This is a genomic window from Bacteroides sp., assembly GCF_030151085.1.
Classification (GTDB): domain Bacteria; phylum Bacteroidota; class Bacteroidia; order Bacteroidales; family Bacteroidaceae; genus Bacteroides.
On record NZ_JASLER010000099.1, the window covers coordinates 1 to 23,305 of the forward strand.

The 23,305-nt window shown below is 41.6% G+C and carries 20 protein-coding genes and 1 pseudogene; 16 read left to right on the top strand and 5 right to left on the bottom strand.

Going from position 1 to position 23,305, the window contains the following annotated elements; all coding sequences use genetic code 11:
* Positions 1-179 (bottom strand): annotated as a pseudogene (locus Q1W14_RS21205) (DDE transposase); the annotation flags it as partial.
* 117 nt (positions 180-296) lie between these two features.
* On the opposite strand from Q1W14_RS21205, the gene Q1W14_RS21210 reads away from it, so the two are divergent.
* On the top strand, positions 297-2,066 hold the full coding sequence (locus Q1W14_RS21210; protein WP_300704800.1) for a transporter substrate-binding domain-containing protein: 1,770 nt from the start codon (positions 297-299) through the stop codon (positions 2,064-2,066).
* Here Q1W14_RS21210 and Q1W14_RS21215 read toward each other — a convergent pair.
* Complete coding sequence (locus Q1W14_RS21215) at positions 2,047-2,937, bottom strand: DMT family transporter (RefSeq protein ID WP_300704802.1); 891 nt, start codon at positions 2,935-2,937, stop codon at positions 2,047-2,049. The two genes, Q1W14_RS21210 and Q1W14_RS21215, sit on opposite strands and share 20 nt — an antisense overlap.
* A 147-nt stretch (positions 2,938-3,084) precedes the next feature.
* Here Q1W14_RS21215 and purB point away from each other — a divergent pair, with 147 nt between their 5' ends.
* The 8 genes from purB to tsf all read left to right on the top strand — a co-directional run bounded on the left by purB (position 3,085) and on the right by tsf (position 11,483).
* Positions 3,085-4,431 (top strand): adenylosuccinate lyase, encoded by a 1,347-nt coding sequence (gene purB / locus Q1W14_RS21220; protein WP_300704803.1) that lies wholly within the window; start codon positions 3,085-3,087, stop codon positions 4,429-4,431.
* 136 nt (positions 4,432-4,567) lie between these two features.
* On the top strand, positions 4,568-6,112 hold the full coding sequence (locus tag Q1W14_RS21225) for a pseudouridine synthase (RefSeq protein ID WP_300704805.1): 1,545 nt from the start codon (positions 4,568-4,570) through the stop codon (positions 6,110-6,112).
* 78 nt (positions 6,113-6,190) lie between these two features.
* Positions 6,191-7,594, top strand: a complete 1,404-nt coding sequence (asnS, locus tag Q1W14_RS21230; RefSeq protein ID WP_300704806.1) for an asparagine--tRNA ligase — start codon at positions 6,191-6,193, stop codon at positions 7,592-7,594.
* A 152-nt stretch (positions 7,595-7,746) separates the two neighbouring features.
* Positions 7,747-8,238 carry a DUF4488 domain-containing protein gene (locus Q1W14_RS21235; protein WP_300704808.1) on the top strand — a complete coding sequence of 164 codons (492 nt, stop codon included), beginning with the start codon at positions 7,747-7,749 and terminating at the stop codon, positions 8,236-8,238.
* A gap of 313 nt (positions 8,239-8,551) precedes the next feature.
* Positions 8,552-9,013, top strand: a complete 462-nt coding sequence (gene rplM / locus Q1W14_RS21240) for a 50S ribosomal protein L13 (RefSeq protein WP_300704809.1) — start codon at positions 8,552-8,554, stop codon at positions 9,011-9,013.
* Between the two features lie 6 nt (positions 9,014-9,019).
* Positions 9,020-9,406: a 30S ribosomal protein S9 gene (gene rpsI / locus Q1W14_RS21245; protein WP_300704811.1), complete on the top strand. Its 387-nt coding sequence runs from the start codon at positions 9,020-9,022 to the stop codon at positions 9,404-9,406.
* 120 nt (positions 9,407-9,526) lie between these two features.
* Positions 9,527-10,363 (top strand): 30S ribosomal protein S2, encoded by an 837-nt coding sequence (rpsB, locus tag Q1W14_RS21250; RefSeq protein ID WP_300704813.1) that lies wholly within the window; start codon positions 9,527-9,529, stop codon positions 10,361-10,363.
* 127 nt (positions 10,364-10,490) lie between these two features.
* Positions 10,491-11,483 carry a translation elongation factor Ts gene (tsf, locus tag Q1W14_RS21255; RefSeq protein WP_300704814.1) on the top strand — a complete coding sequence of 331 codons (993 nt, stop codon included), beginning with the start codon at positions 10,491-10,493 and terminating at the stop codon, positions 11,481-11,483.
* Positions 11,484-11,590: 107 nt separating this feature from the next.
* On the opposite strand, the gene Q1W14_RS21260 is transcribed toward tsf, so the two are convergent.
* Positions 11,591-11,938 carry a translation initiation factor gene (locus Q1W14_RS21260; protein WP_300704816.1) on the bottom strand — a complete coding sequence of 116 codons (348 nt, stop codon included), beginning with the start codon at positions 11,936-11,938 and terminating at the stop codon, positions 11,591-11,593.
* A gap of 111 nt (positions 11,939-12,049) precedes the next feature.
* Between Q1W14_RS21260 and Q1W14_RS21265 the strand changes: the two genes are divergently transcribed.
* From Q1W14_RS21265 to Q1W14_RS21290, 6 genes are all read left to right on the top strand, one after another.
* Complete coding sequence (locus Q1W14_RS21265) at positions 12,050-14,533, top strand: DUF5686 and carboxypeptidase regulatory-like domain-containing protein (RefSeq protein ID WP_300704817.1); 2,484 nt, start codon at positions 12,050-12,052, stop codon at positions 14,531-14,533.
* A gap of 106 nt (positions 14,534-14,639) precedes the next feature.
* Entirely contained in the window at positions 14,640-15,296 is a 657-nt protein-coding gene (locus tag Q1W14_RS21270; protein WP_300704818.1) for a redox-sensing transcriptional repressor Rex, read from the top strand.
* Complete coding sequence (locus Q1W14_RS21275) at positions 15,296-15,913, top strand: fumarylacetoacetate hydrolase family protein (protein ID WP_300704819.1); 618 nt, start codon at positions 15,296-15,298, stop codon at positions 15,911-15,913. The genes Q1W14_RS21270 and Q1W14_RS21275 overlap by 1 nt, the downstream gene beginning before the upstream one ends.
* A gap of 84 nt (positions 15,914-15,997) precedes the next feature.
* Positions 15,998-16,477: a 2-C-methyl-D-erythritol 2,4-cyclodiphosphate synthase gene (gene ispF, locus Q1W14_RS21280; RefSeq protein ID WP_300704821.1), complete on the top strand. Its 480-nt coding sequence runs from the start codon at positions 15,998-16,000 to the stop codon at positions 16,475-16,477.
* 30 nt (positions 16,478-16,507) lie between these two features.
* Complete coding sequence (locus tag Q1W14_RS21285) at positions 16,508-17,524, top strand: metallophosphoesterase family protein (RefSeq protein WP_300704822.1); 1,017 nt, start codon at positions 16,508-16,510, stop codon at positions 17,522-17,524.
* 42 nt (positions 17,525-17,566) lie between these two features.
* Positions 17,567-18,625, top strand: a complete 1,059-nt coding sequence (locus Q1W14_RS21290; RefSeq protein WP_300704823.1) for a Gfo/Idh/MocA family oxidoreductase — start codon at positions 17,567-17,569, stop codon at positions 18,623-18,625.
* A 3-nt stretch (positions 18,626-18,628) separates the two neighbouring features.
* Here Q1W14_RS21290 and Q1W14_RS21295 read toward each other — a convergent pair whose 3' ends face one another.
* Positions 18,629-19,486 carry a hypothetical protein gene (locus Q1W14_RS21295; protein ID WP_300704824.1) on the bottom strand — a complete coding sequence of 286 codons (858 nt, stop codon included), beginning with the start codon at positions 19,484-19,486 and terminating at the stop codon, positions 18,629-18,631.
* A 97-nt stretch (positions 19,487-19,583) separates the two neighbouring features.
* Complete coding sequence (locus Q1W14_RS21300; RefSeq protein WP_300704825.1) at positions 19,584-20,639, bottom strand: porin; 1,056 nt, start codon at positions 20,637-20,639, stop codon at positions 19,584-19,586.
* A gap of 287 nt (positions 20,640-20,926) precedes the next feature.
* Between Q1W14_RS21300 and Q1W14_RS21305 the strand changes: the two genes are divergently transcribed.
* Positions 20,927-23,221 (top strand): exo-alpha-sialidase, encoded by a 2,295-nt coding sequence (locus Q1W14_RS21305; protein ID WP_300704827.1) that lies wholly within the window; start codon positions 20,927-20,929, stop codon positions 23,219-23,221.
* The last annotated feature ends 84 nt before the right edge of the window (positions 23,222-23,305 follow it).

Genomic DNA, 23,305 nt, shown 5'->3' on the forward strand with positions numbered 1-23,305 from the left:
CTTCTTTCAAAGAAGTTGCTAATATTCAGATAGTGTGTTTGTATAGAGCGTGCCACCCTTCCAAAGGTAAGGAATCCCGATTTGTCCACTTCATCATACCATCTTGCAAGTCTTGTCAAAGCAATATCTTTAAACTTACACTGATGATAGATTAAGCCTAACCGCATAGCCAGATAATAGGATCAATGTAAAAGGGAACATACCGGAATCCTGTAAAATCGGATAGAATCTTTTTTGAATAAATAGTCTTGTAATTGATCTGATAATCAATATATTTCTGTAACTTTGTTTTCGGCATGCAAGCAGTAGCCTTTCGGGGAATTTGGGCTGTTGAAAGATATTATTGTAACTTATGCCAAAATAAAACATTATTTAATTATATAGTAATATTTAGGGCTATGTATCTCTTAAAAATGGTCTTGTCTGCTTGTGGATTAATTATTTCATTGAGCGTTTTTGCTCAGTTGAATAATGAAAAGTTGTCATTTAAAGATCGGGTGATTGTTGCTAAAGGAGATCAGCAATTTGCTCCTTTTGAATTTATAAATGAAGAAGGTAATCCCGATGGATTTAGCGTTGAGTTGTTTCAAGCGGTAATGAAACGATTAGGGGTGAAGTATTCTCTTAAATTGGATGATTGGGCTGAAGTACAAAATGAGCTGAATAATAAGAAGATCGATTTAGTGATAGGGATGATCTATTCTAAGGAACGGGCCGAGAAAGTGAAGTTTGGAATTCCGCACTGTATGATTTCTTATAATATTGTATGTCGTAAAGATAATGATTTTGCGAATCTGGAGCAGTTGAGAGGGAAGTCTATAATTGTGCAGAATAAAGACAGGGCGCATGGATATCTTCTTTCATCCGGACTTACGGATAAGATTATTACTGTGGAAAATATAGCAGATGCAGTAAAGTTGCTGGCTGACGGCAAGTATGATGCTGTGCTTTCTTTTGATATATCCTCTTTCTATTTTGTGAGAAAAGGCGGATATGATAACCTGCTTGTACATCTTACCGATATCCCTCCTGAGAGATATTCTATTGCAGTGAATACTGATAATGAGGATCTGTTGTACCTCCTTAATGCTGCTATCTATCAGATGAAAATAGATGGTGAATATGATAAGATTTATTATAAATGGTTTGGAGTGTATGAGTCTCCTAAAATCAGTAAAGTGGTTTGGTATGTTTCAGGAGCATTGGGAATTTGTCTTGTGCTTTTTGGTGTGTTTATTTGGGTGTTGAGGCTTAAAATTAATCAAGCTACCAAAGAGCTGAAAGAAAAGAACAATGCAATGAGTCAGTTGGTAGGAGATCTTAAGAGTGAGAATGAAAGACGGCTCGAAATAGAAAAGAATCTTATTGAGGCTAAAGAGCGTGCGGAAGAGAGTGATAGGTTGAAAAGTGCTTTTTTAGCGAATATGAGTCATGAAATTCGGACTCCTTTGAATGCTATTGTAGGTTTCTCGTCTATTATTTGTGAAACGGAGTTTGAGGAAGATAGAAATAAATTTCAGGATATTATACTGAAGAATAATGATTTGCTTCTTCAATTAATAAATGATGTTCTTGATTTGTCCAGAATAGAATCGGGTACTTTGTTGATGAATTATGCTTATTTTCAATTGAGTGATGTCTGTAATCAAGCGCTTTCTTCGGTCAATCAAACAATGAAAAAGGAGGAGGTGCAATTGTACGGTGATATAAGCTTTGACTGTACGTTATACAGTGATCGTTCCAGGGTTGTGCAGGTGCTTATTAACTTTTTGAATAATGCTTTTAAATTTACCAATCATGGCAAGGTTGTTCTTTGCACCAAACTGCTGGAGAATAATCAAGTGGAAATTGCTGTCGTTGATACAGGCATTGGTATTGATGAAGATAAACGCCAATTGGTCTTCGAGCGATTTACTAAATTGAATGTTTTCTCACAAGGGACTGGTTTGGGATTGTCTATTTGTAAGAATATAATAGATAAACTGCATGGTACAATTGGCGTGGATTCAACAGTTGGGGTTGGTTCTAAATTCTGGATAAGGTTGCCTATCTCCGAAAAACCTTAGCAAGATACTCATTGAAGGCGATACCGAATACAATAAGGAATAACCCGCAATAAGTGGTGAAAAAGATTCTTTCGCCCAGTACAGTGCTAATGAGGAAAAGCGATAAGAAAGGCGAAAGGTAGCAAAGCTGGTTGACCAATGCCGGGTTGTTCGTTTTGCGTATTGCCAATCCGAAGCAGATAAAAGGTATTCCCATCTCGAAAACGCCTACGTAGGCGGCGGATAAAACTCCGGGCAGAGATACGAGGTTTGCATGCATCCATGGAGCAGCTATTATCAGATAGATCGAACCAAATAAGAAGCTGGCAAAAAGAGTGATGGAACTGTCTATTTCGCGGTTGCGATTGTTCAACATCCAGTAACCTCCCCAGAGAAAGGCACTAAGGAATGCCAGTAAGAGTCCTGAAACCGACAGATGTTGATCGTTGATGCCACCCGTGCCTAAAGAAATAAGAGCTACCCCTCCCAAAGAACAGAACATACCGATGTATTTTATTTTGGGTATAGGCTGATGGGCGAATAGGGCTAGTAATATCAGCAATACAATAGGCCAGGAATAATTGATGGGTTGTGCTACCTGGGCGGGGAGCAAATCGTATGATTTGAAAAGTACCAGATAGTATGCTACCGGATTGAGTGCTCCGACAAAAGCCAGGCGCCTCCATTGTCCGGCAGACATCTTCTTGGTCTCTTTCCATTTCTTTTGTACTGTCAGGTTGATAGTGAAAACAATCAGGGCGGAAATACTCGCAACCAGTAACATTTCAAAATAGGTGAAGTGTCTTAAAGTGATCTTGAAGGCGGTAGCTACTGTACTCCAGCTGAGTACTGCGATAATAGTGTATAGTATGGCTTTATTATTCTCTTTCATATCTGGTTTTCACTGGGTTATTTGTGGGTGCAAAGATAGGATTTTTTTATCTGTTAACTTCCTAAGACTAACTTTCTTCTACTTTATACCTTATTAGTCAGAAAAAAGAGCTAATTTTGCAGCTCGTTAAATATCAAAATACGACATATGGAACTTGATTTACTTACCGCCATATCTCCGATTGACGGTCGCTACAGAGGTAAAACAGATGCTTTGGCTGCTTATTTCTCAGAATTTGCATTGATAAAATATCGTGTGCAAGTCGAGGTGGAGTACTTTATCACCTTGTGCGAATTGCCTTTGCCACAACTGAAAAGTGTAGATAAAAATATCTTCGAGACTTTGCGTGACATTTACCGTAACTTTTCGGAAGCGGATGCTCAGCGTATTAAAGATATCGAGAGCGTAACGAATCATGATGTGAAGGCCGTAGAGTACTTCTTGAAAGAAGAATTTGACAAACTTGGTGGGTTAGATGACTATAAAGAGTTTATCCACTTCGGATTAACTTCACAGGATATCAATAATACTTCCGTTCCTTTGTCCATTAAAGACGCTTTACAACAAGTATATTATCCTCAAATTGAAGAATTGATTGCCCAACTGCGTACATACGCTGAGGAGTGGGCAAATATTCCTATGCTTGCCAAGACTCATGGACAACCTGCATCTCCTACTCGTTTGGGTAAGGAGATCATGGTATTTGTGTATCGTTTGGAGCGTCAGTTGGCTACGTTGAAATCATGTCCGGTAACGGCTAAGTTTGGCGGTGCTACCGGAAATTATAATGCTCATCACGTAGCTTACCCGGAATTTGACTGGAAAGCTTTTGGTAATGCATTCGTATCAGAGAAACTTGGATTGGAACGTGAAGAGTATACCACTCAGATATCCAATTATGATAATCTTTCTGCGATATTCGATGCAATGAAGCGTATCAATACAGTAATGATAGATATGAACCGTGACTTCTGGCAATATATCTCTATGGAATATTTCAAGCAGAAAATCAAGGCAGGTGAAGTTGGTTCAAGCGCAATGCCGCACAAGGTAAACCCGATTGACTTTGAAAATGCAGAAGGTAATTTGGGAGTAGCTACTGCCATCTTGGAACATTTATCTGTGAAATTGCCGGTGTCGCGTCTGCAAAGAGATTTAACAGACTCTACCGTACTGCGTAATGTAGGCGTACCTTTTGGTCACATTGTGATTGCTATTCAAAGCTCTTTGAAGGGCTTGCGTAAATTATTGCTGAATGAACCGGCTATCTATCGTGATTTGGATAATTGCTGGAGTGTGGTGGCAGAAGCTATCCAGACCATCCTGCGCCGTGAGGCATATCCACATCCTTATGAAGCATTGAAAACTTTGACCCGTACCAATCAGGCTATAACGGAAGCTTCCATTAAGGAATTTATCGAACAGTTGAACGTGAGTGAAGAAATAAAAAAAGAATTGCGCGTAATTACTCCCCATACATATACGGGAATTTAAAACAGATATAAAGTTGTCGGAAGGGGCTCAACTTTTTAATCCGACATTTGTTTATAGACTACATACAAATTTAAGGTATAAGTGAGACAAAGAATGGCCGTGAGGCCAGTAGGTTTAATTTTATTCGAATAAAACAATGAGTACAGAAAACGAAACTTGGCGTGAAGCTTCTTCTTCAGAGGAGAACTCTGGTGCTGGCCGTGATGGTAACCAATTTAACAAAGAAGGTGGCTATAGCCGTCCGTCCTACAACCGTGAAAATGGCGATCGTCCTTATCGCCCGCGTTTTAACCCTAATTCAGAGAATGGTGATCGCCCGCAGCGTCCTTATAATAGCGAGCGCTCTTATGGAAATAATTCAGGTGGTGACCGCCCTTATCGTCCGCGTTATAACAGCGAAAACGGTGACCGTCCGCAGCGCTCTTATAATAATGACCGCCCGTCATACGGAAATAATTCAGGTGGCGACCGTCCTTACCGTCCACGCTATAACAGCGAAAACGGTGACCGTCCGCAGCGTCCTTATAATAATGACCGCCCGTCATACGGAAATAATTCAGGTGGCGACCGTCCTTATCGTCCGCGTTATAACAGCGAAAACGGTGATCGTCCACAGCGTCCTTACAATAATGATCGTCCACAACGTCCCCGTTTTAATAATGAGGGTGGCGACCGTCCGCAGCGTCCTTATAATAATGATCGCCCGTCATACGGAAATAATTCAGGTGGCGACCGTCCTTACCGTCCACGCTATAACAGCGAAAATGGCGACCGCCCACAACGCCCCTATGGTGATAATGCAGGACGTCCGCGTTATAATTCAAATGGTGGTGGAAGATCTGGAGGATATGGTAGCAGGGATAGTTATAGTCGTCCGATTCGTCGTTCCGATGATTACGATCCCAATGCTAAGTATAGCAGAAAGAAACAAATTGAATATAAAGAACAATTTACTGATCCGAATGAACCGATTCGTTTGAACAAATTCCTGGCAAATGCAGGCGTTTGCTCTCGTCGTGAAGCGGATGAATTTATCACAGCCGGAGTAGTTCTGGTTAACGGTGAAGTGGTTACTGAATTGGGAACCAAGATTAAGCGTAGTGATGAAGTAAAGTTCCATGATCAAACAGTGAGCATAGAACGTAAGATCTATGTTCTGCTGAATAAGCCGAAAGATACGGTAACAACTTCAGATGATCCGCAGGCACGTCGCACTGTAATGGATTTGGTAAAAGGTGCTTGTGACGAACGCATTTATCCCGTTGGTCGTCTGGACCGTAATACCACAGGTGTATTGCTGTTGACCAATGATGGTGACTTGGCATCCAAACTGACGCATCCTAAATTTCTGAAGAAAAAGATATATCATGTACATTTGGATAAGAATCTGACAAAAGCCGATATGGACCAAATTGCAGCCGGTGTTCAACTGGATGATGGTGAAATCCATGCAGATGCTATCAGCTATACGGATGATTTTAAGAAAGATGATGTCGGTATTGAAATCCATTCAGGTAAGAACCGTATTGTACGCCGTATTTTTGAATCGTTGGGATATAAGGTTATAAAGCTGGATCGTGTGTTCTTTGCCGGTTTAACCAAGAAGGGTTTGCGTCGTGGTGAATGGCGTTACCTCTCAGAAACTGAGGTGAACTACCTTCGTATGGGGGCTTTTGAGTAACTCGATAAAATAAGATAAAGAGAGGCAAAGGAGTTGAATGACTCCTTTGCTTCTTTAACTCCTTTAATTAATAGAACAATGGAAAAAATTAGTAGAACAAAGATTGTTGACTTGTTAAAGCGCGATGATTTTGGCGCTATGGTCAATGTGAAAGGCTGGGTTCGCACCCGCAGAGGTAGTAAGCAAGTAAACTTTATCGCGCTGAATGACGGTTCTACAATAAATAATTTGCAGATTGTAGTAGACTTGGCTGGCTTCGATGAAGAAATGCTGAAAGATATCACTACCGGTGCTTGTATAAGTGTAAACGGAGAGTTGACAGAATCTGTAGGTTCCGGTCAGCATGCGGAAGTGCAGGCTCGTGAGATTGAAGTGCTGGGTACTTGCGATAATTCTTACCCATTGCAGAAGAAGGGACATTCTATGGAATTCCTTCGGGAGATTGCTCATCTGCGTCCTCGTACAAATACATTTGGTGCAGTGTTCCGCATTCGCCACAATATGGCGATTGCTATCCATCAATTCTTCCATGAAAGAGGATTCTTCTATTTTCATACACCGCTTATCACAGCTTCGGACTGTGAGGGTGCCGGACAAATGTTCCAGGTGACAACGAAGAACCTGTATGATTTGAAGAAAGATGAAAACGGTGCTATCATTTATGACGATGACTTCTTCGGAAAGCAGGCTAGTCTGACGGTTTCCGGTCAATTGGAAGGTGAACTCGCAGCAACTGCGTTGGGTGCTATCTATACTTTTGGCCCTACATTCCGTGCGGAAAACTCTAATACTCCTCGCCACTTGGCGGAGTTCTGGATGGTTGAGCCCGAAGTTGCATTCAACGATATTACGGACAATATGGATTTGGCAGAAGACTTCATTAAGTACTGTGTACAGTGGGCTTTGGATAATTGTGCCGATGACGTTAAGTTCCTCAATGATATGTTTGATAAGGGTTTGATAGAACGCTTGCAAGGTGTTTTGAAGGAAAGTTTTGTTCGCTTGCCTTATACAGACGGAATTAAGATATTGGAGGAAGCTGTAGCTAAAGGCCATAAGTTCGATTTCCCGGTATATTGGGGAGTTGACTTGGCTTCCGAACACGAACGTTATTTGGTAGAAGATCATTTTAAACGTCCGGTTATCCTGACTGATTATCCGAAGGAGATCAAGGCATTCTATATGAAGCAGAACGAAGATGGAAAAACCGTACGTGCCATGGACGTGCTGTTCCCGAAAATTGGTGAAATTATCGGTGGGTCTGAGCGTGAAGCAGATTATAACAAGCTGGTGAATCGTATCGAAGAACTTCAAATCCCTATGAAGGATATGTGGTGGTATCTTGATACCCGTAAGTTCGGTACTTGTCCTCACTCAGGCTTTGGATTAGGCTTTGAACGTTTATTGTTGTTTGTTACAGGTATGGCAAATATCCGTGACGTGATACCTTTCCCACGTACCCCACGTAACGCAGATTTTTGATAGAACTGACATAAGTACAATTTAGATAAAGAAACCCGCATAAACTTTGTTTTGTGCGGGCTTTTTTTATGCATTAAATGTTATAGTCTCGAAATAAATCTTTATATTTGTGTCACATTGGATGCCCTAACATTAACCAAAATCATACGAATATGAAACGGAATTATTTCTTTACCATGCTGGCAGCGGTGCTGCTGGTGGTAGCAGGGGCTAAAGCACAAGAGAGTGCCGGTTTTAAACCTGCGAAGTTAGAAGGGATTTGGCAGTTATGCCACTATGTATCTGAAATTCCGGATGTTCCCGGAGCATTAAAGCCGAGCAATACTTTCAAGGTTCTGAGTGATGACGGACGTATCGTCAATTTTACAATTATTCCGGGTGCTGACGCTATCATTACCGGCTATGGCTCTTATGCGCAATTAACGGATAATTCTTATAAGGAAAGTATAGTAAAGAATATTCACCTGCCCATGTTGGACAATAAAGATAATATTTTGGAGTTTGAAATGAGCGAAGATGGAATAATGTACTTGAAGTATTTTATTGCGAAAGATTTGAATGGAAATGAACTGAATTCTTGGTTTCATGAGACATGGAAACGGGTAAATATGCCTGTCAGGTTTCCCGAAGATATTGTCCGATAGCCAAATTGTACTTTAAGCGGTCACTTCTTGTGTATTCTTATTGTTCTCTTATCTGCGTAAGCTTACACACTTATCTGTGTGAGCTTACGCACTTATCTGCGTAATTTTACAGAGTTGTATATCAGTCAAGTGGCTTTCTAAAAAAAAGAAGAAAACGTTTGCCAGTTATAAGAAAAACCGTACCTTTGCAAGCCGATTATTATCTCAAAAGGATAAGCATTTAATTCATAGCGAGTTAATCTTCTCTTTGTCCGGGGTGATTAACTTGTGGTGATAATATTTTTTAGTAGTAACATTTAAAAAACAATTAAGAGTGGATACTTTAAGTTACAAGACCATTTCTGCCAACAAAGCTACAGTGACTAAAGAATGGGTCATTGTTGACGCTACAGACCAAGTATTAGGTCGTTTGGGCGCAAAAGTTGCGAAACTGTTGAGAGGAAAGTATAAACCAAACTTTACCCCTCACGTAGATTGTGGCGATAATGTGATCATTATCAATGCCGACAAAGTAAAATTAACCGGTAACAAATGGAATGACAAGGAATATTTGTCATATACAGGTTATCCCGGCGGTCAGAGAGCAATCACTCCTGCTCGTTTGCAGGCAAAGCCGAACGGTGATGACAGATTACTGAGAAAAGTAGTAAAGGGTATGTTGCCTAAGAACAAATTGGGCGCACAATTGCTGAGCAATATGTATGTATATGCCGGCAGCGAGCACAAACATGACGCTCAGAACCCGAAAATGATTGATATTAACGTACTTAAATAAGAGATAATGGAAGTAGTAAATGCATTAGGCAGACGTAAAAGTGCAATTGCACGTATTTTCGTAAGCGAAGGTACCGGAAAGATTACTATTAACAAGAGAGACCTCGCAGAGTACTTTCCATCAAGCATACTTCAGTTTGTTGTTAAACAACCGTTGAACAAATTAGGTGTTGCTGAAAAGTACGATATTAAAGTAAACCTCTGCGGTGGTGGTTTCACTGGTCAGTCTCAAGCTTTGCGTTTGGCAATTGCTCGCGCATTGGTGAAGATGAATGCTGAAGACAAAGCAGCTCTTCGTTCTGAAGGCTTCATGACTCGTGATCCTCGTTCTGTTGAACGTAAGAAACCGGGACAACCGAAAGCACGTCGTAGATTCCAGTTCAGTAAACGTTAATGGCTGGGAACTTGTCAGTTTAGTATCTAAACTACCGGGACTCTTAATCTTATGTAGGCTACCCGGCGGTTGGTTTAGAAAAAACAAAAAAGAAAGTAAACGATTAAAAGAAACAAGAAAATGTCAAGAACAAATTTTGATACATTATTGGAAGCCGGTTGTCACTTCGGTCACTTGAAGAGAAAGTGGAACCCTGCAATGGCTCCTTATATTTTCATGGAGCGCAATGGTATTCATATCATTGACCTCAACAAGACGGTTGCTAAAATTGACGAAGCTGCTGAAGCTTTGAAGCAAATCGCTAAATCAGGAAAGAAAGTCCTGTTTGTTGCTACTAAAAAACAAGCTAAGCAGGTGGTTGCCGACAAGGCTTCATCTGTAAATATGCCTTATGTAATCGAGCGCTGGCCGGGTGGTATGTTGACCAACTTCCCGACAATCCGTAAGGCCGTTAAGAAGATGGCTACTATCGATAAGTTAACTAACGATGGTACATACTCTAATCTCTCTAAAAGAGAAGTTCTGCAGATTTCTCGTCAACGTGCAAAGTTGGACAAGACTTTGGGATCTATCGCTGACTTGACTCGTCTGCCTTCTGCATTGTTCGTTATTGACGTAATGAAAGAAAACATTGCAGTTCGTGAAGCTAACCGTTTGGGTATTCCTGTATTTGGTATCGTTGATACTAACTCAGATCCTTCAGATATCGACTTCGTAATTCCGGCAAATGATGACGCTACTAAGTCAGTAGAAGTTATCCTTGACGCTTGCTGCGCTGCTATGCAGGAAGGTTTGGAAGAACGTAAGGCTGAAAAGGTAGATATGGAAGCTGCCGGTGAAGCTCCTGCTAACAAGGGTAAGAAAAAATCTGCTAAAGCAAGACTCGACAAGTCTGACGAGGAAGCAATCAATGCCGCTAAGGCTGCTGCTTTCATGAAGGAAGACGAAGAGGCTTAATTTATAGTTAAGAGTTGAGAATTGAAAGTTGAGAGTTACTTTACGGCAATTCTCAATTCTCTATTCTCAGCTCTTTTTCGCTTTTTAGAACGATATTTATTAACTCAAAAATATAAAGGAAGATATTATGGCTGTAAGTATGGCTGATATAACCAAGCTCCGTAAAATGACTGGTGCTGGTATGATGGATTGCAAGAATGCTTTGACCGAAGCTGAAGGCGATTTCGACAAAGCAATTGAAATTATCCGTAAGAAAGGACAAGCTGTTGCTGCTAAGCGTTCTGATCGCGAAGCTGCTGAAGGTTGTGTTTTGACTAAAACTACTGGTGATTTTGCTGTTATCATTGCTTTGAAGTGTGAAACTGACTTCGTTGCTCAAAATGCTGACTTTGTGAAATTGACTCAAGATATTCTTGATCTTGCTGTAGCCAACAAGTGCAAGACTTTGGATGAAGTGAAAGCATTGCCGATGGGTAAAAGCACTGTAGCCGATGCAGTAGTTGATCGTAGCGGTATTACAGGTGAGAAGATGGAACTTGATGGTTACTGTACTGTAGAAGGTGCTACTACTGTAGTTTACAATCACATGAACAGAAATGGTCTTTGTACTATTGTTGCTTTCAACAAGCAGGTTGATGAGCAGTTGGCTAAGCAAATAGCTATGCAGATTGCTGCCATGAACCCGATTGCAATCGACGAAGATGGTGTTTCTGAAGAAGTAAAACAGAAAGAAATCGAAGTTGCTATTGATAAGACAAAAGTAGAACTGGTACAGAAGGCTGTAGATGCTGCCCTGACGAAAGCTGGTATCAATCCGGCTCACGTAGACAGCGAAGACCATATGGAAAGCAATATGTCTAAAGGTTGGATTACGGCTGAAGACGTAGCAAAGGCAAAAGAAATCATTGCTACAGTTTCTGCTGAAAAGGCAGGAAATCTGCCTGAGCAAATGATTCAGAACATTGCTAAGGGTCGTCTGGGTAAATTCTTGAAGGAAGTTTGCTTGCTGAACCAAGAAGACATCATGGATGCCAAGAAGACAGTAAGAGAAGTGTTGAAAGAAACTGATCCTGAATTGAAGATCGTGGATTTCAAACGTTTCACTTTGCGCGCTGAATAATTTATATAATTATAAATAGGAAACGGTCGCACGGATTTATCCGGAGCGACCGTTTTTTATACCTGTTGGAGACTGTTGAAACAGATGATGCATTTCGAAGTGATACTTCAGCCTATCGGTTTGGTCTGCGTATAGCCCTCTTTTTTTAGTAGTTCCAGTACTTTCAGTTTGAAATCACCTTGCACGATAATTTCACCGTCTTTGGCACTACCGCCTACGCCACATTTGCTTTTCAACAATTTGCCCAACTCTTTCAAGTCATTATCGGAGCCTACAAAGCCAGTGATTAAAGTAACTACTTTACCGCCACGGTTTTTACGATCCAGTTGTACACGTAGATGTTGCTGTGAGGGTGTGAGGGTGTTTTGCTCTTCATCGTCATCCATTTCGTAGCTATAGTCCGGGTTGGTAGAATAAACTACATTCAATCGCTCTTTCCAATCATTATTCTTCATATTCGTTCTATTTAGAAAGATCAAAAGTAATATTTTGCACGGAACTTTGCAATCTTTTGGAACCTTTGTCGTCTAATAGAAAATGAAAGTTGCATTTTAACCACAAAAATTATGAATAGATTTATCTGGCTGCTCGCATTAAACTTTATAACGATTCTATCTTTTGCCCAATCTTTCAAAGGCTCTGTTGTAGATAATACCGGTAATCCGGTTCCCTATGCAGCCATTTACCTGAAAGAGACAAAATCCGGCTTTACTACTGATGAACACGGGCGGTTTCAAGCCCAATTGCCTGCCGGACAATATACTTGTGATGTATCTTCGCTTGGATTTATAACTCAGAGTTTCTCTTTCAAGATGCCTGGGCACGATTATGAGAGAAAAATTGTTCTTGCCGAACGTGTTTATTCCCTGCCTGAAGTGAGTGTGGTAAAGGGAAAAGAAGACCCTGCCTATGCTGTGATGCGTAATGCCATAGCACGAGCTTCTTTTTATCGCACTCAGATTAAAGGATTCACGGCAGGTACTTATCTGAAAGGTACTGGAAAGGGAACAGCTATACCTGCTGTACTAAAACTCTCTAAAGAGATTCGTAAGGATGCAAAAGAAATGCTTGGAAAACTATTCTTGATGGAAGAACAGCAAATTGTGACCTTTACTGCTCCTAATGTTTGGAGCAAACGAGTGCTTGCTTATAAGAACTCTTTCCCCGAACAAATACAAGTTGATATGGGACTGACGACGGTTAACCTCTATGCACCGGAACTGTTTGGCAAAATCTCTCCTTTGAATCCGCGAGCTTTCTCATTCTATCGCTTCAGGCTCGATGGATATTTTATGGAAAACGGACAGATGATTAATAAGATACATGTTACTCCCAAGCGGGAAGATTCCCGTCTGTTGGAAGGCGATTTGTTTATTGTTGAAAAATTATGGTGTGTTTCTGCTGCCGATGTCGTTTACAATGGAAGCGGAATAAAAGCAAAGATCAAGGTCATCTGCAAAGAAGTGCAACCTACCGTTTTTCTTCCTATTTCTACCACTTCATCAATAACTATTGATATAATGGGCTTTAAGGCAGAATCATCTTATCTGGCAGCCGTTCATTATACAGATGTAAAGACTGATATAGAATTAAAAAAAGAAGTAGCAGATAAAGCGAAGACCGATAATGTAGTAAAGAATCTCAAAAAACATAAGTTCGAACGTCCTGTAGGCATCGTTCGTGAGAATACAAAGATAGATACTTTGGCTGATGCGAAAGACTCACTTTATTGGGCAACAGTGCGCAGTGTTCCTTTACGTCAGGAAGAGTTCCAAAGCTATCAGTATAAGGAGGGAAAAATTCTACAGAAAGACACTTTAAGTAAGAATAATCCTCGTAACCCATCAGTAGCTGGTAATTTGATGAAGGCTTTTGTGTTTGGAAAGACATTCACGAGTGCCAATAAGAAAACATGGTTAACGCTATCAGATCTTTCTTCTTACATTCCCGAATATAACTTTGTAGATGGCTTCTGGCTAGGTGCTAAGTTGAAGATGGGAGTCAATCTATCTCCATCTACCTCTCTTCGTTTCACTCCATTGTTTTATTATACCACTGCTCGTAAGGACTGGGTAGGACAAGGAGAGTTAACATTGGACTATGCTCCCCGCAACAGTGGGCATTTATCGCTTTCGGGAGGTATCATGTCTGTAGATTATAATGGTGAGAGTGGAGAATACCGATTAATAAACGCTTTATCCAGTTCATTATTCGGGCATAATCACATGAAGTTCTATGAAAACACCTTCTTTACAGTAGACCATGCTATAGAGCCATTCAACGGATTGCTTTTCTCGACTTCTCTTTCTTGGCAACGCAGACGAATGCTGGATAATAGCATTCATCAAAGCTGGTTCAAAAGAAAGGCCGAGCCTAATGTACCGAACAATATTCTTTTCCATCCGATGCCCGATAATGATTTATTGAAGGCATCTTTCGGATTGGAATTTACTCCAGCACATTATTATCATCTCTCCAAAGGGAAGAAAGTCTATGAAGACTCTCGTTTCCCTACTTTCGGTTTGAAGTACGACCGGGCTTTCCCTATGAGCAGCAGTCGATATATTACTTCTTATCATCTGATGCAATTTTCAGCAAAGCAGAAGATTGAATTCGGTATGTTCAATCGTCTCCATTGGTCGGTTAATACAGGCACATTCTGGAATACGAAGAATCTGCAATTTCCCGATTTCAAACACTTTGCGTCTGCTGATATTTGGGTGACAAGTCGTTCGTTCGACTCAGGATTCAGCCTGCTCGACAACTATGTGCTATCAACTAATACCCGTTGGGTGCAGGCGAATCTATCCTGGTACACACCCCGTTTGCTCTTGAAGCGTCTTCCTTTCCTGGCTGATAAGCCTTTTGACGAAGCTTTGCATCTTCGTTCAGTGATCGAATATAAGCAGCAACCTTATACTGAGTTGGGCTATTCGGTTGGTTTTAGTAGCATGGCACGTATTGGCGTCTTTGTGGGCTTTGAACGATTGAAGTATCATTCTGCCGGAATATCTTTCAGCTTGCCTTTGTTGCTGTTTGATGACAAATAGCGTTAATGTAGAAAATAATGTTAACCTTTTATTCTATCCATATAACAGATTAGAAAAAAAACAGTACTTTTGCCAATCACAATATTGAGAACTTAAATAAAAGACTATGAGTAGTGCGTTACAGTATAAAGAAACCATGAAGGTGCCGGAACCTACCCTGCGCCGTCTTCCGTGGTACCTTTCTAATGTAAAGTTGCTGAAACAAAAAGGTGAACGTTTCGTTTCCTCCACTCAAATATCCAAAGAAATAAATATTGATGCTTCTCAAATTGCAAAAGATCTGTCGTATGTCAATATATCAGGGCGTACCCGTGTAGGTTATGAAGTAGATACTTTAATAGCCGTACTGGAAGATTTTCTGGGATTTACCAATATACATAAAGCCTTTCTTTTTGGTGTCGGAAGTCTAGGTGGCGCACTGTTACGTGACTCTGGTTTGGCACATTTCGGCCTAGAGATTGTTGCAGCCTTCGATGTTAACCCTGCATTGGTGGGCAAGACATTGAACGGTATTCCCATCTACCACTCCAATGAGTTCGAACAAAAAATGAAAGAGTATGATGTCAATATCGGTGTATTGACCGTACCCATTGAGATAGCGCAACGGATAACTGACACCATGATAGCAGGTGGCATCAAGGCAGTATGGAACTTTACTCCGTTCCGTATTCGTGTCCCGGAAGATATTGTGGTGCAAAACACTTCCCTTTATGCCCACTTGGCAGTGATGTTTAACCGATTGAACTTTAACGAAATCAAGTAATGAAGATATTAGCTGTAGGAATGAACTATGCCCAGCACAATAATGAAATGGGGCATACGCAAGTAAATAGAGAGCCGGTAATCTTCATGAAACCTGATTCGGCTATCCTGAAAGATGGAAAGCCTTTCTTCATCCCCGACTTTTCGAACGAAATCCATTATGAAACAGAAGTTGTTGTACGCATTTGCCGACTGGGAAAGAACATCGCTCCTCGTTTTGCACATCGCTATTACGACGCAGTAACCGTAGGGATTGACTTCACTGCACGTGACCTGCAACGTAAGTTTCGTGAGGCAGGTAATCCGTGGGAACTTTGCAAAGGATTCGATAATTCGGCAGTTATCGGTACTTTCATCTCTTTGGAGCAGGCGGGTGGTGATCTGCAAAATCTCGATTTTCGCCTTACGATTGATGATAAGGAAGTACAACGTGGCAATACATCGAATATGCTGTTCAAAGTAGACGATATTATTTCCTATATCAGCCGCTTTATGACCTTGAAGATAGGCGATCTGTTGTTTACAGGCACTCCTGCCGGAGTAGGTCCTGTTAGCATAGGACAACATCTGCAAGGCTATCTTGGAGAAGAAAAACTGCTCGACTTTAATATCCGTTAGACAATCTTCCGTTTGCTTTTTCTTGTTGCCTCGTTTTTTTTCTGTACTTTCGTGCTGTTATACTATTAAAACAGGAAGAAATATATGAAAATACGTGTAGGCTTTGGCTTCGATGTCCATCAATTGGTGGAGGGCCGCGAACTTTGGTTAGGTGGCATTCGTTTGGAACATGAGAAAGGGCTGCTGGGGCACTCCGATGCCGATGTGCTTATCCACACTATTTGTGATGCCCTGCTTGGTGCAGCTAATATGCGCGATATTGGTTATCATTTTCCCGATACGGCAGGTGAGTTCAAGAATATAGACAGCAAAATTCTACTGAAACGAACAGTTGAAATCATCGCAGCCAAAGGTTATTCCATTGGCAATATTGATGCAACCATTTGTGCGGAACGTCCTAAACTGAAGGCACGTATCCCTGAAATGCAACAAACGCTGGCTACAATAATGGGGATAGACGAGGATGATGTTTCCATTAAAGCCACTACTACCGAGAAACTCGGTTTTACGGGAAGGGAAGAAGGTATCTCAGCGTATGCTACCGTGTTGATAACAAAAGAATAATCCAATTATTAATTAACCCCTATAATTAAAATGAAGAAATTCTCATTAACTCTTTGCTTGGGTATTCTATCTGCTTTATTTTGCCAGGCACAGGTCTCTCCTTTGAAGTTTAATAAGAACGGAGAGTTTAAAATCGTTCAGTTTACAGATGTACATTACCAGTTTCATAATCCTGCATCGGCCATTGCTCTGAAACGCATCAACGAAGTGCTCGATGCCGAGCGTCCCGATTTGGTTGTTTTCTCGGGTGACGTGGTTTATGCTGCACCTGCCGATACGGCTATGCGTGCAGTGTTATCTTGCGTTTCTTCCCGTAAGATACCTTTTGTAGTGACTTTTGGTAATCATGATAACGAACAAGGAAAATCCCGTTCCGAATTGTATGATATCATTCGCTCTATACCTTTCAACATCCAACCGGACCGGGGCAATGTTGATTCTCCCGATTATATCCTTCCACTTAAATCTTCTGACGGAAAGAAAGATGCAGCTCTGCTTTATTGCCTTGACTCGCACTCATATTCCAAACTACCTGATGTGAAAGGATATGATTGGCTTACTTTTGACCAAGTTAATTGGTATCGCCAGCAAAGCGCCGCTTATACCGCAAAGAATGGCGGACAACCTCTTCCTGCATTGGCGTTCTTCCACATCCCCCTGCCCGAATATAACGAAGCAGCTGCTGACGAAAATGCCATTATGGTAGGTACCCGTATGGAAAAAGCATGCGCTCCTGCACTGAATACCGGCATGTTTGCTGCTATGAAAGAAGCAGGCGACGTGATGGGTACGTTTGTTGGACACGACCATGACAATGACTACGCTGTGATGTGGAAAGGTATACTTTTAGCTTACGGTCGTTTTACCGGAGGTAATACCGAGTACAATCACTTGTCAAACGGTGCACGCGTCATCCTGATGAAGGAAGGTGCTCGTACTTTCACCACTTGGATTCATTTGAAAGGCGGTGAGATAATAGACAAGACTGTATATCCTGAAAGTTTCGTGAAAGATGATTGGCGCAAGCGCCCGTTGGTAACAGAATAAGGGACATCTATTTATTAATTTTGTCGGAAAAGTGTCATACTTATGAATAAGATCAGAACCGGATTAGCAGCATACGGAATGTCAGGGCAGGTATTTCATGCTCCTTTTGTTTCGACGAACCCTCATTTCGAGTTGAGTGTAGTAACCGAACGCACTAAAGACTTGTCCCGGCAGAGATATCCTGATGTCACTATTGTTCGTAGTTATGAAGAACTGATAGACAGGAAAGAGCTGGATCTGATCATTGTCAATACGCCTGATAGCACTCATTATGAATATACCCGTCGTGCTCTTGAAGCCGGCAAACATGTGATCGTAGAAAAACCTTTCACCACTACAGTAGAACAAGCCGAGGAACTCGTCGCTCTAGCTTCTGAAAAAGGACTCACACTGAGCGTTTATCAAAACCGCAGATGGGATAGTGATTTTCTTACTGTAAAGGAAATACTCTCGAAAGGTTTGTTGGGACGCCTTGTCGAGTTTGAATCTACTTTTCCCCGTTACCGCAATTTCATCAGACCCAATACCTGGAAAGAAACCGGTGAAAGTGGAGGAGGGTTGACCTATAACCTGGGTTCGCATGTCATAGATCAGGCAGTGCAGCTATTGGGCATACCCGAAGCTGTTTTTGCCGATATTGCAACCATGCGCGATGGCGGCAAAGTGGACGATTATTTCATAATCCATCTTCTGCGTCCAATGAAAGCACCGGAAGTAAGAGTAACTTTGAAAGCCAGTTACCTGATGTGTGAAAATGAGCCGCGTTTTGTGCTGCATGGTACCGAAGGTTCTTATGTAAAATATGGCCTTGATCCGCAAGAAGCCGATTTGACGAAAGGATTGTTACCCGATACGGTGCATTGGGGCGAAGAGGACAAAACACTTTGGGGAATGCTCCATACTGAAAAAGGGGATCGGACTATTAGAGAAGTTTATCCAAGTCTTCCCGGTAATTATGCCGCTTTCTATGAGAATATTTATCAGCATATTTGCAAAGGAGAACTTTTGCAAAGCGATGCACGTGGAGTCGTAGATGTTATTTGTTTGATAGAAGCGGCAAAAGAGAGTAGCCGGACGCGCAGTATTGTGTCGCTTCTGTAAATTTTAGGAAGGTTCTCCGAACTTTACATAATTGAGCCGGGTATACTTGTTATTCCCTACAGAATAGGTGCGTGCAATACGTGCCGAGGCTATATACACCGTCTCGCCTACTTCGAAAGCGTGCTCAACACTTGGTAGCTGGCATGATTCCCGGCTTGCGGTACGGGCATTAATGCGAAAGGTTACCAGATTTCCCGATGCATCTTTCAATTTTAATATTTGGCGGACATAGAAATAAGGAGTCATTCCTTTCAGTTGAGTCTTGTAAGGATCATCCTCTATACGTACACTCTGTACGGTCAACGTCAGGTTTTCCACTTTATCTCCTTCTTTTCCAAGAAAGCGGTTGACTACGCGCTGGGAAGTCTGTTGCTTTTGAAAATCAAGATATACGGAGTAGTAGATTCTGGCGATTTCTACAAAGCGTTGTTGCTTGGGAATCCGGGGAGTGAATTTGAAGGCTATCCATGTCAGATAGGCCGGATCGATCATCAGGATTTCATGCAGGAAGTGACCGTGGTATTTTCCAACGGATACGATATCATCTCCTTTGCTCTGCATACGTTTAGCGTTATAATCTACTATTAGCAGGCAGCGGGAGGAGTAATAGCATAGGGTACTTGCCATCCGCAATGTCTCATGAATATCTACAGATAAAGTACGAATATAAAAGATGGATTGGCGCTCGGACAGAGGCGAGTATATCCATAGTGTATATTGCGGATAATCGGGGCGGGGTAGTACTACGAAGTAAGCGCCTACTTCTTTAAAGGAGGCTCTCCCTCGATTGTATATGTTTAGTTTACTATACAAAGAGTCCTGCTCTGCCTGGGATATACCCGGAATTAAAGGATTCGCCATACGATGAATTATCTTTATTTCAAATATAAGAAATAGAAAGCAAATATCCAAGAATGGCGGGCCTTTTCTTTAGCAGAGGTATGGAAAGAAGTGTACTTTAGAAGCGAACCATTAACTCCAATACAATTTTATCTTGTTCCGATTCTTTGGCAATACTATGCTTGGCGTAGAAATATTTCTCGTAGTTCAATCTGATATCGCTTTGAAAAGCTTTGCCAAGACTGAAGGTGATACCTCCTGTTACACGATGGCGTTTGTAGTCGGTGGCAATTAACGCACCTGTTTCAGAATCAGTTGTCTTACCATCACTTTGGTCGGTCATCATGTCGTAGCGGGCAAGGAAAGACATCTTTTTGAATGTCTTGCGAAGCGGAAGATCATAATTGACAAAGGTATTTACTGCCTGTACGTTGCCGAATGCATTGTCCGAATAACTTTTGTACAAGTATTCCCCTTCGATGTGGAATCGGTTGAATTCGTAATAAGCGCCGATGTCGTAAGATTGCATACGTACTTTTTCCGGCTGAATGCTTTGTATGCTTAATGTGAGGTTCATCCCTTTGGTAAAGAGAAATTGAGCTTTGGCAGAGTAGTTTACTTCTTTGTGCCATTCTTTCTGGTTTGTTAGACCGGAACCATTGAAAAGTCCACCTTCTACCGTGATAGGTAGGTCGGTAGGTAAGGTGTAGCCCAAAGTAACACCGACATCACGCACATTACCTACCTGCTTGGCTATAAAAGAGCGGTTGGCGAAATATTGTTGATGAGGCGAACGATGGGCATCAATCGTGAAAGGTACACGCATCTGACCGGCTGTGACTGTAAGCCCATCTGTTGGGAAAAGGCGAGCGTAAGCATCCAGCATCTTGATTTGGCCTTCGTCGGAAAGGTCAATTTCGGCTTTATAGGCAACGCTGGGTAATACATTTCCTGTTATACTTACGCGGGCATTACGTACTTCAAAACGTCCGGCTCCCATGGTAGGCTGGTATTCGTATTTAGCCCGGATAGTTCCATGTATTTCAGGAAGATAGTCTTTGGTTTCCAACTTCTCTTTTTCAATCTTCTTTCCATCTTCGTTACTTGACTTTTCCTGGGCGTTTGCTATCAATGGCAGCAGAGCGATAAACAGCATGAATGCGCTTTTCTTCATAAAATCGTTGTTGTCTATTAATTTATGGCTGCAAAGTTCGGACACAGGTGTTATGTTGTTGTGTCATAAATATTGCGTTTTTGTTACAAAAGCTCTTGGGATCAAAAGAATAGTAGGGTATCATTTTAATCATTTTGTGGGTTAGTTTAGTTTTGATGTCTGTGTAATGTATTGATTGTTAGTGTAGTTTATGATAGGGCTTAAATGTTTCTACTCGAAATATCAATGAAATATTTCTATCTTTGAGAAGTAATTAGTGAAACAATAAGCTATAAACATTGATACTTATGAGAAAACACTCGCTTTTGTTGGGATTGGTATTGCTGATGGGCACTATGCCTGTACTTGCTCAAGAAATACAGCCTGTAAAGGTAGTACCCTACGAATGGAAGAATGTACCGATAGTCGGTGGTGGTTTTGTAGATGGAATAATCTTTCATCCTACTGCTCCTGATGTTCGTTATTGCCGCACGGATATGGGAGGCGCTTATCGTTGGGATACTTCCGCCGGGCGTTGGGTGGCTTTACTAGATTGGATTAGCTTGGATGAAAGCAATCTACAAGGCATAGAGAGCATTGCTATCGATCCTCAGAATGCAGATAATGTATATATAGCTTGTGGAACATACACCAGCAGCTCTAATGGTGCTATACTATATTCATATAATGGTGGCAAAACTTTCACTCGTGTTGATGTACCATTCACTATGGGAGGAAATGAAAACGGGCGTGGTAATGGTGAACGAATGATGGTTGATCCGCAGAACGGTAATATTATCTACATGGGTACCCGTCTACATGGTTTGTGGCGCAGTATGGACAAAGGACAAAGCTGGTCGAGAGTTACCTCTTTCCCCGATGTTACGGAGCATCTTGATCCTAATGACCGTGCCGGGTGGATGAATCGGGGGAGTGGAATAATCAGTGTTGTTTTTGGTGCTCAGGGTAAGGAAAATGCGGAGGTAACTAAAGAGATTTATGTGGCAGTCTCGTTGATGGGACGCAATAATTTGTATGTAAGCCATGATGCCGGTACGAGTTGGCAACCGGTGGAAGGGCAACCTATTCAATACCGTCCTACGCACATGGTATTATCTACCGATAATCAGTTGATAATTACCTATGGCGATAGTCCCGGTCCAAGTCAGATGGAAGATGGAGGTGTATGGAAGTACGATGTAGCTAAAAAGAAATGGGCGGATATCTCACCTGTTCAGTTGAAAAAGGGCGAAAAGGCAGGATTTGGTTATGCAGCGGTATCCATTGATACTCGTAACCCTAAACATGTGATTGTAAGTACCCATTGCTTAGGTGGTAAACATAACTTCCATAGTGATGAAATGTTTCGCACTACCGATGGCGGCAAGCATTGGAAGCCTATTTTTAAAACCGGCTATGAATATGATTGTTCAAAAGCACCTTATGTGAAGGTAGCTCCATTGCACTGGATGTTCGATATAGAAATAGATCCTGCCAATCCCGAGCATGCACTGTTCACTACAGGTTTTGGGGGTTGGGAAACATTTAATCTTTCGGCTGTTGAACGGAAAGAACCTGTTAAATGGAGCATTATGTCTACGGGCATTGAAGAAACCGTTCCCCTTGAACTTTATGCTCCTGAGAAAGGTGCCCGTCTCCTATCAGGAGTTGGTGATTATGGTGGCTTTACACATTTCGACCTCGATCGCCCTGATCCATTGGGTAGTCATGGAAATCCTCATTTCGGTAATACGAATGGTGTAACCGGTGCTTGGTTGAAACAAGAATTAATTGTCAGAGTTGGTACAATCTTTGGCTATCAGCCCGGTGCCCGTACGATCGCTTATTCCGAAGACGGTGGCAGAAACTGGGAAATGTGTGCTTCTGTTCCTGTAGAGAAAGCCCGAAACGGTCATATTGCCGTATCAGCTGATGGCTCCTCCTGGATTTGGACACCCGATCATTCCGAGGCTTATCTTACTCGTGATAAAGGTACTACTTGGCAGCCTTGTCAAGGTTTGCCCAAGAATATCCGTGTGGTTGCAGATAAAGTAAACTCCAAATGTTTTTATGCCGTGGATGCTGTTTCCGAGATTCTATATCATAGTGAAGATGGCGGTGCCACTTTTCAAACTGATACCTTGCATCTGACTGTAAAAAAGAACCTACGTGGCAGTACTAATACTCCTTTGCGTAGAGCTGATCCTCGTGGTGGACAAGACCGTATCTATTCTACTCCCGGCTATGAAAAAGATTTGTGGATTGCTGCTTATGACGGTCTTTATCATTCTACCTCGCAAGAAGGATTTGACTTCCGTGCTTTAGATAAGGTACGTACTATTTATGCTTTTGGCTTCGGTAAAGCAAAACCGGGCAATGATTATCCTACCTTATATATAATAGGTGTAATCAACGGTCAATACGGTTTCTTCCGTTCCGATGACGCTGCGGTTTCCTGGGTACGCATAAATGACGATGCAAACCAGTATGGGCTGGTGCTTCATATCTGTGGGGATATGCAGGAATATGGCCGGGTGTATATAGGTACGCATGGGCGGGGAATTGTAACAGGTGTACCGACTACCTTGCAAAATGCCAAATGAGTGAAGTTGTTTAGTAACTGACAATAAAGAAGTATTTATATAGGAACAATCTCTTTTTTCCTTATTTTTGCATTCTAGTGAATA

Excerpts from the sequence above, each read along its gene's own strand:
- purB (WP_300704803.1), top strand. The coding sequence starts at position 3,085 with ATGGAACTTGATTTACTTACCGCCATATCTCCGATTGACGGTCGCTAC.
- tsf (WP_300704814.1), top strand. The coding sequence starts at position 10,491 with ATGGCTGTAAGTATGGCTGATATAACCAAGCTCCGTAAAATGACTGGT.
- Q1W14_RS21210 (WP_300704800.1), top strand. The coding sequence starts at position 297 with ATGCAAGCAGTAGCCTTTCGGGGAATTTGGGCTGTTGAAAGATATTAT.
- Q1W14_RS21275 (WP_300704819.1), top strand. The coding sequence starts at position 15,296 with ATGAAGATATTAGCTGTAGGAATGAACTATGCCCAGCACAATAATGAA.
- rpsI (WP_300704811.1), top strand. The coding sequence starts at position 9,020 with ATGGAAGTAGTAAATGCATTAGGCAGACGTAAAAGTGCAATTGCACGT.
- Q1W14_RS21260 (WP_300704816.1), bottom strand. The coding sequence starts at position 11,938 with ATGAAGAATAATGATTGGAAAGAGCGATTGAATGTAGTTTATTCTACC.
- Q1W14_RS21235 (WP_300704808.1), top strand. The coding sequence starts at position 7,747 with ATGAAACGGAATTATTTCTTTACCATGCTGGCAGCGGTGCTGCTGGTG.
- Q1W14_RS21265 (WP_300704817.1), top strand. The coding sequence starts at position 12,050 with ATGAATAGATTTATCTGGCTGCTCGCATTAAACTTTATAACGATTCTA.
- rpsB (WP_300704813.1), top strand. The coding sequence starts at position 9,527 with ATGTCAAGAACAAATTTTGATACATTATTGGAAGCCGGTTGTCACTTC.
- Q1W14_RS21300 (WP_300704825.1), bottom strand. The coding sequence starts at position 20,639 with ATGAAGAAAAGCGCATTCATGCTGTTTATCGCTCTGCTGCCATTGATA.
- Q1W14_RS21270 (WP_300704818.1), top strand. The coding sequence starts at position 14,640 with ATGAGTAGTGCGTTACAGTATAAAGAAACCATGAAGGTGCCGGAACCT.
- Q1W14_RS21215 (WP_300704802.1), bottom strand. The coding sequence starts at position 2,937 with ATGAAAGAGAATAATAAAGCCATACTATACACTATTATCGCAGTACTC.
- Q1W14_RS21305 (WP_300704827.1), top strand. The coding sequence starts at position 20,927 with ATGAGAAAACACTCGCTTTTGTTGGGATTGGTATTGCTGATGGGCACT.
- Q1W14_RS21285 (WP_300704822.1), top strand. The coding sequence starts at position 16,508 with ATGAAGAAATTCTCATTAACTCTTTGCTTGGGTATTCTATCTGCTTTA.
- Q1W14_RS21225 (WP_300704805.1), top strand. The coding sequence starts at position 4,568 with ATGAGTACAGAAAACGAAACTTGGCGTGAAGCTTCTTCTTCAGAGGAG.
- asnS (WP_300704806.1), top strand. The coding sequence starts at position 6,191 with ATGGAAAAAATTAGTAGAACAAAGATTGTTGACTTGTTAAAGCGCGAT.
- Q1W14_RS21295 (WP_300704824.1), bottom strand. The coding sequence starts at position 19,486 with ATGGCGAATCCTTTAATTCCGGGTATATCCCAGGCAGAGCAGGACTCT.
- Q1W14_RS21290 (WP_300704823.1), top strand. The coding sequence starts at position 17,567 with ATGAATAAGATCAGAACCGGATTAGCAGCATACGGAATGTCAGGGCAG.
- ispF (WP_300704821.1), top strand. The coding sequence starts at position 15,998 with ATGAAAATACGTGTAGGCTTTGGCTTCGATGTCCATCAATTGGTGGAG.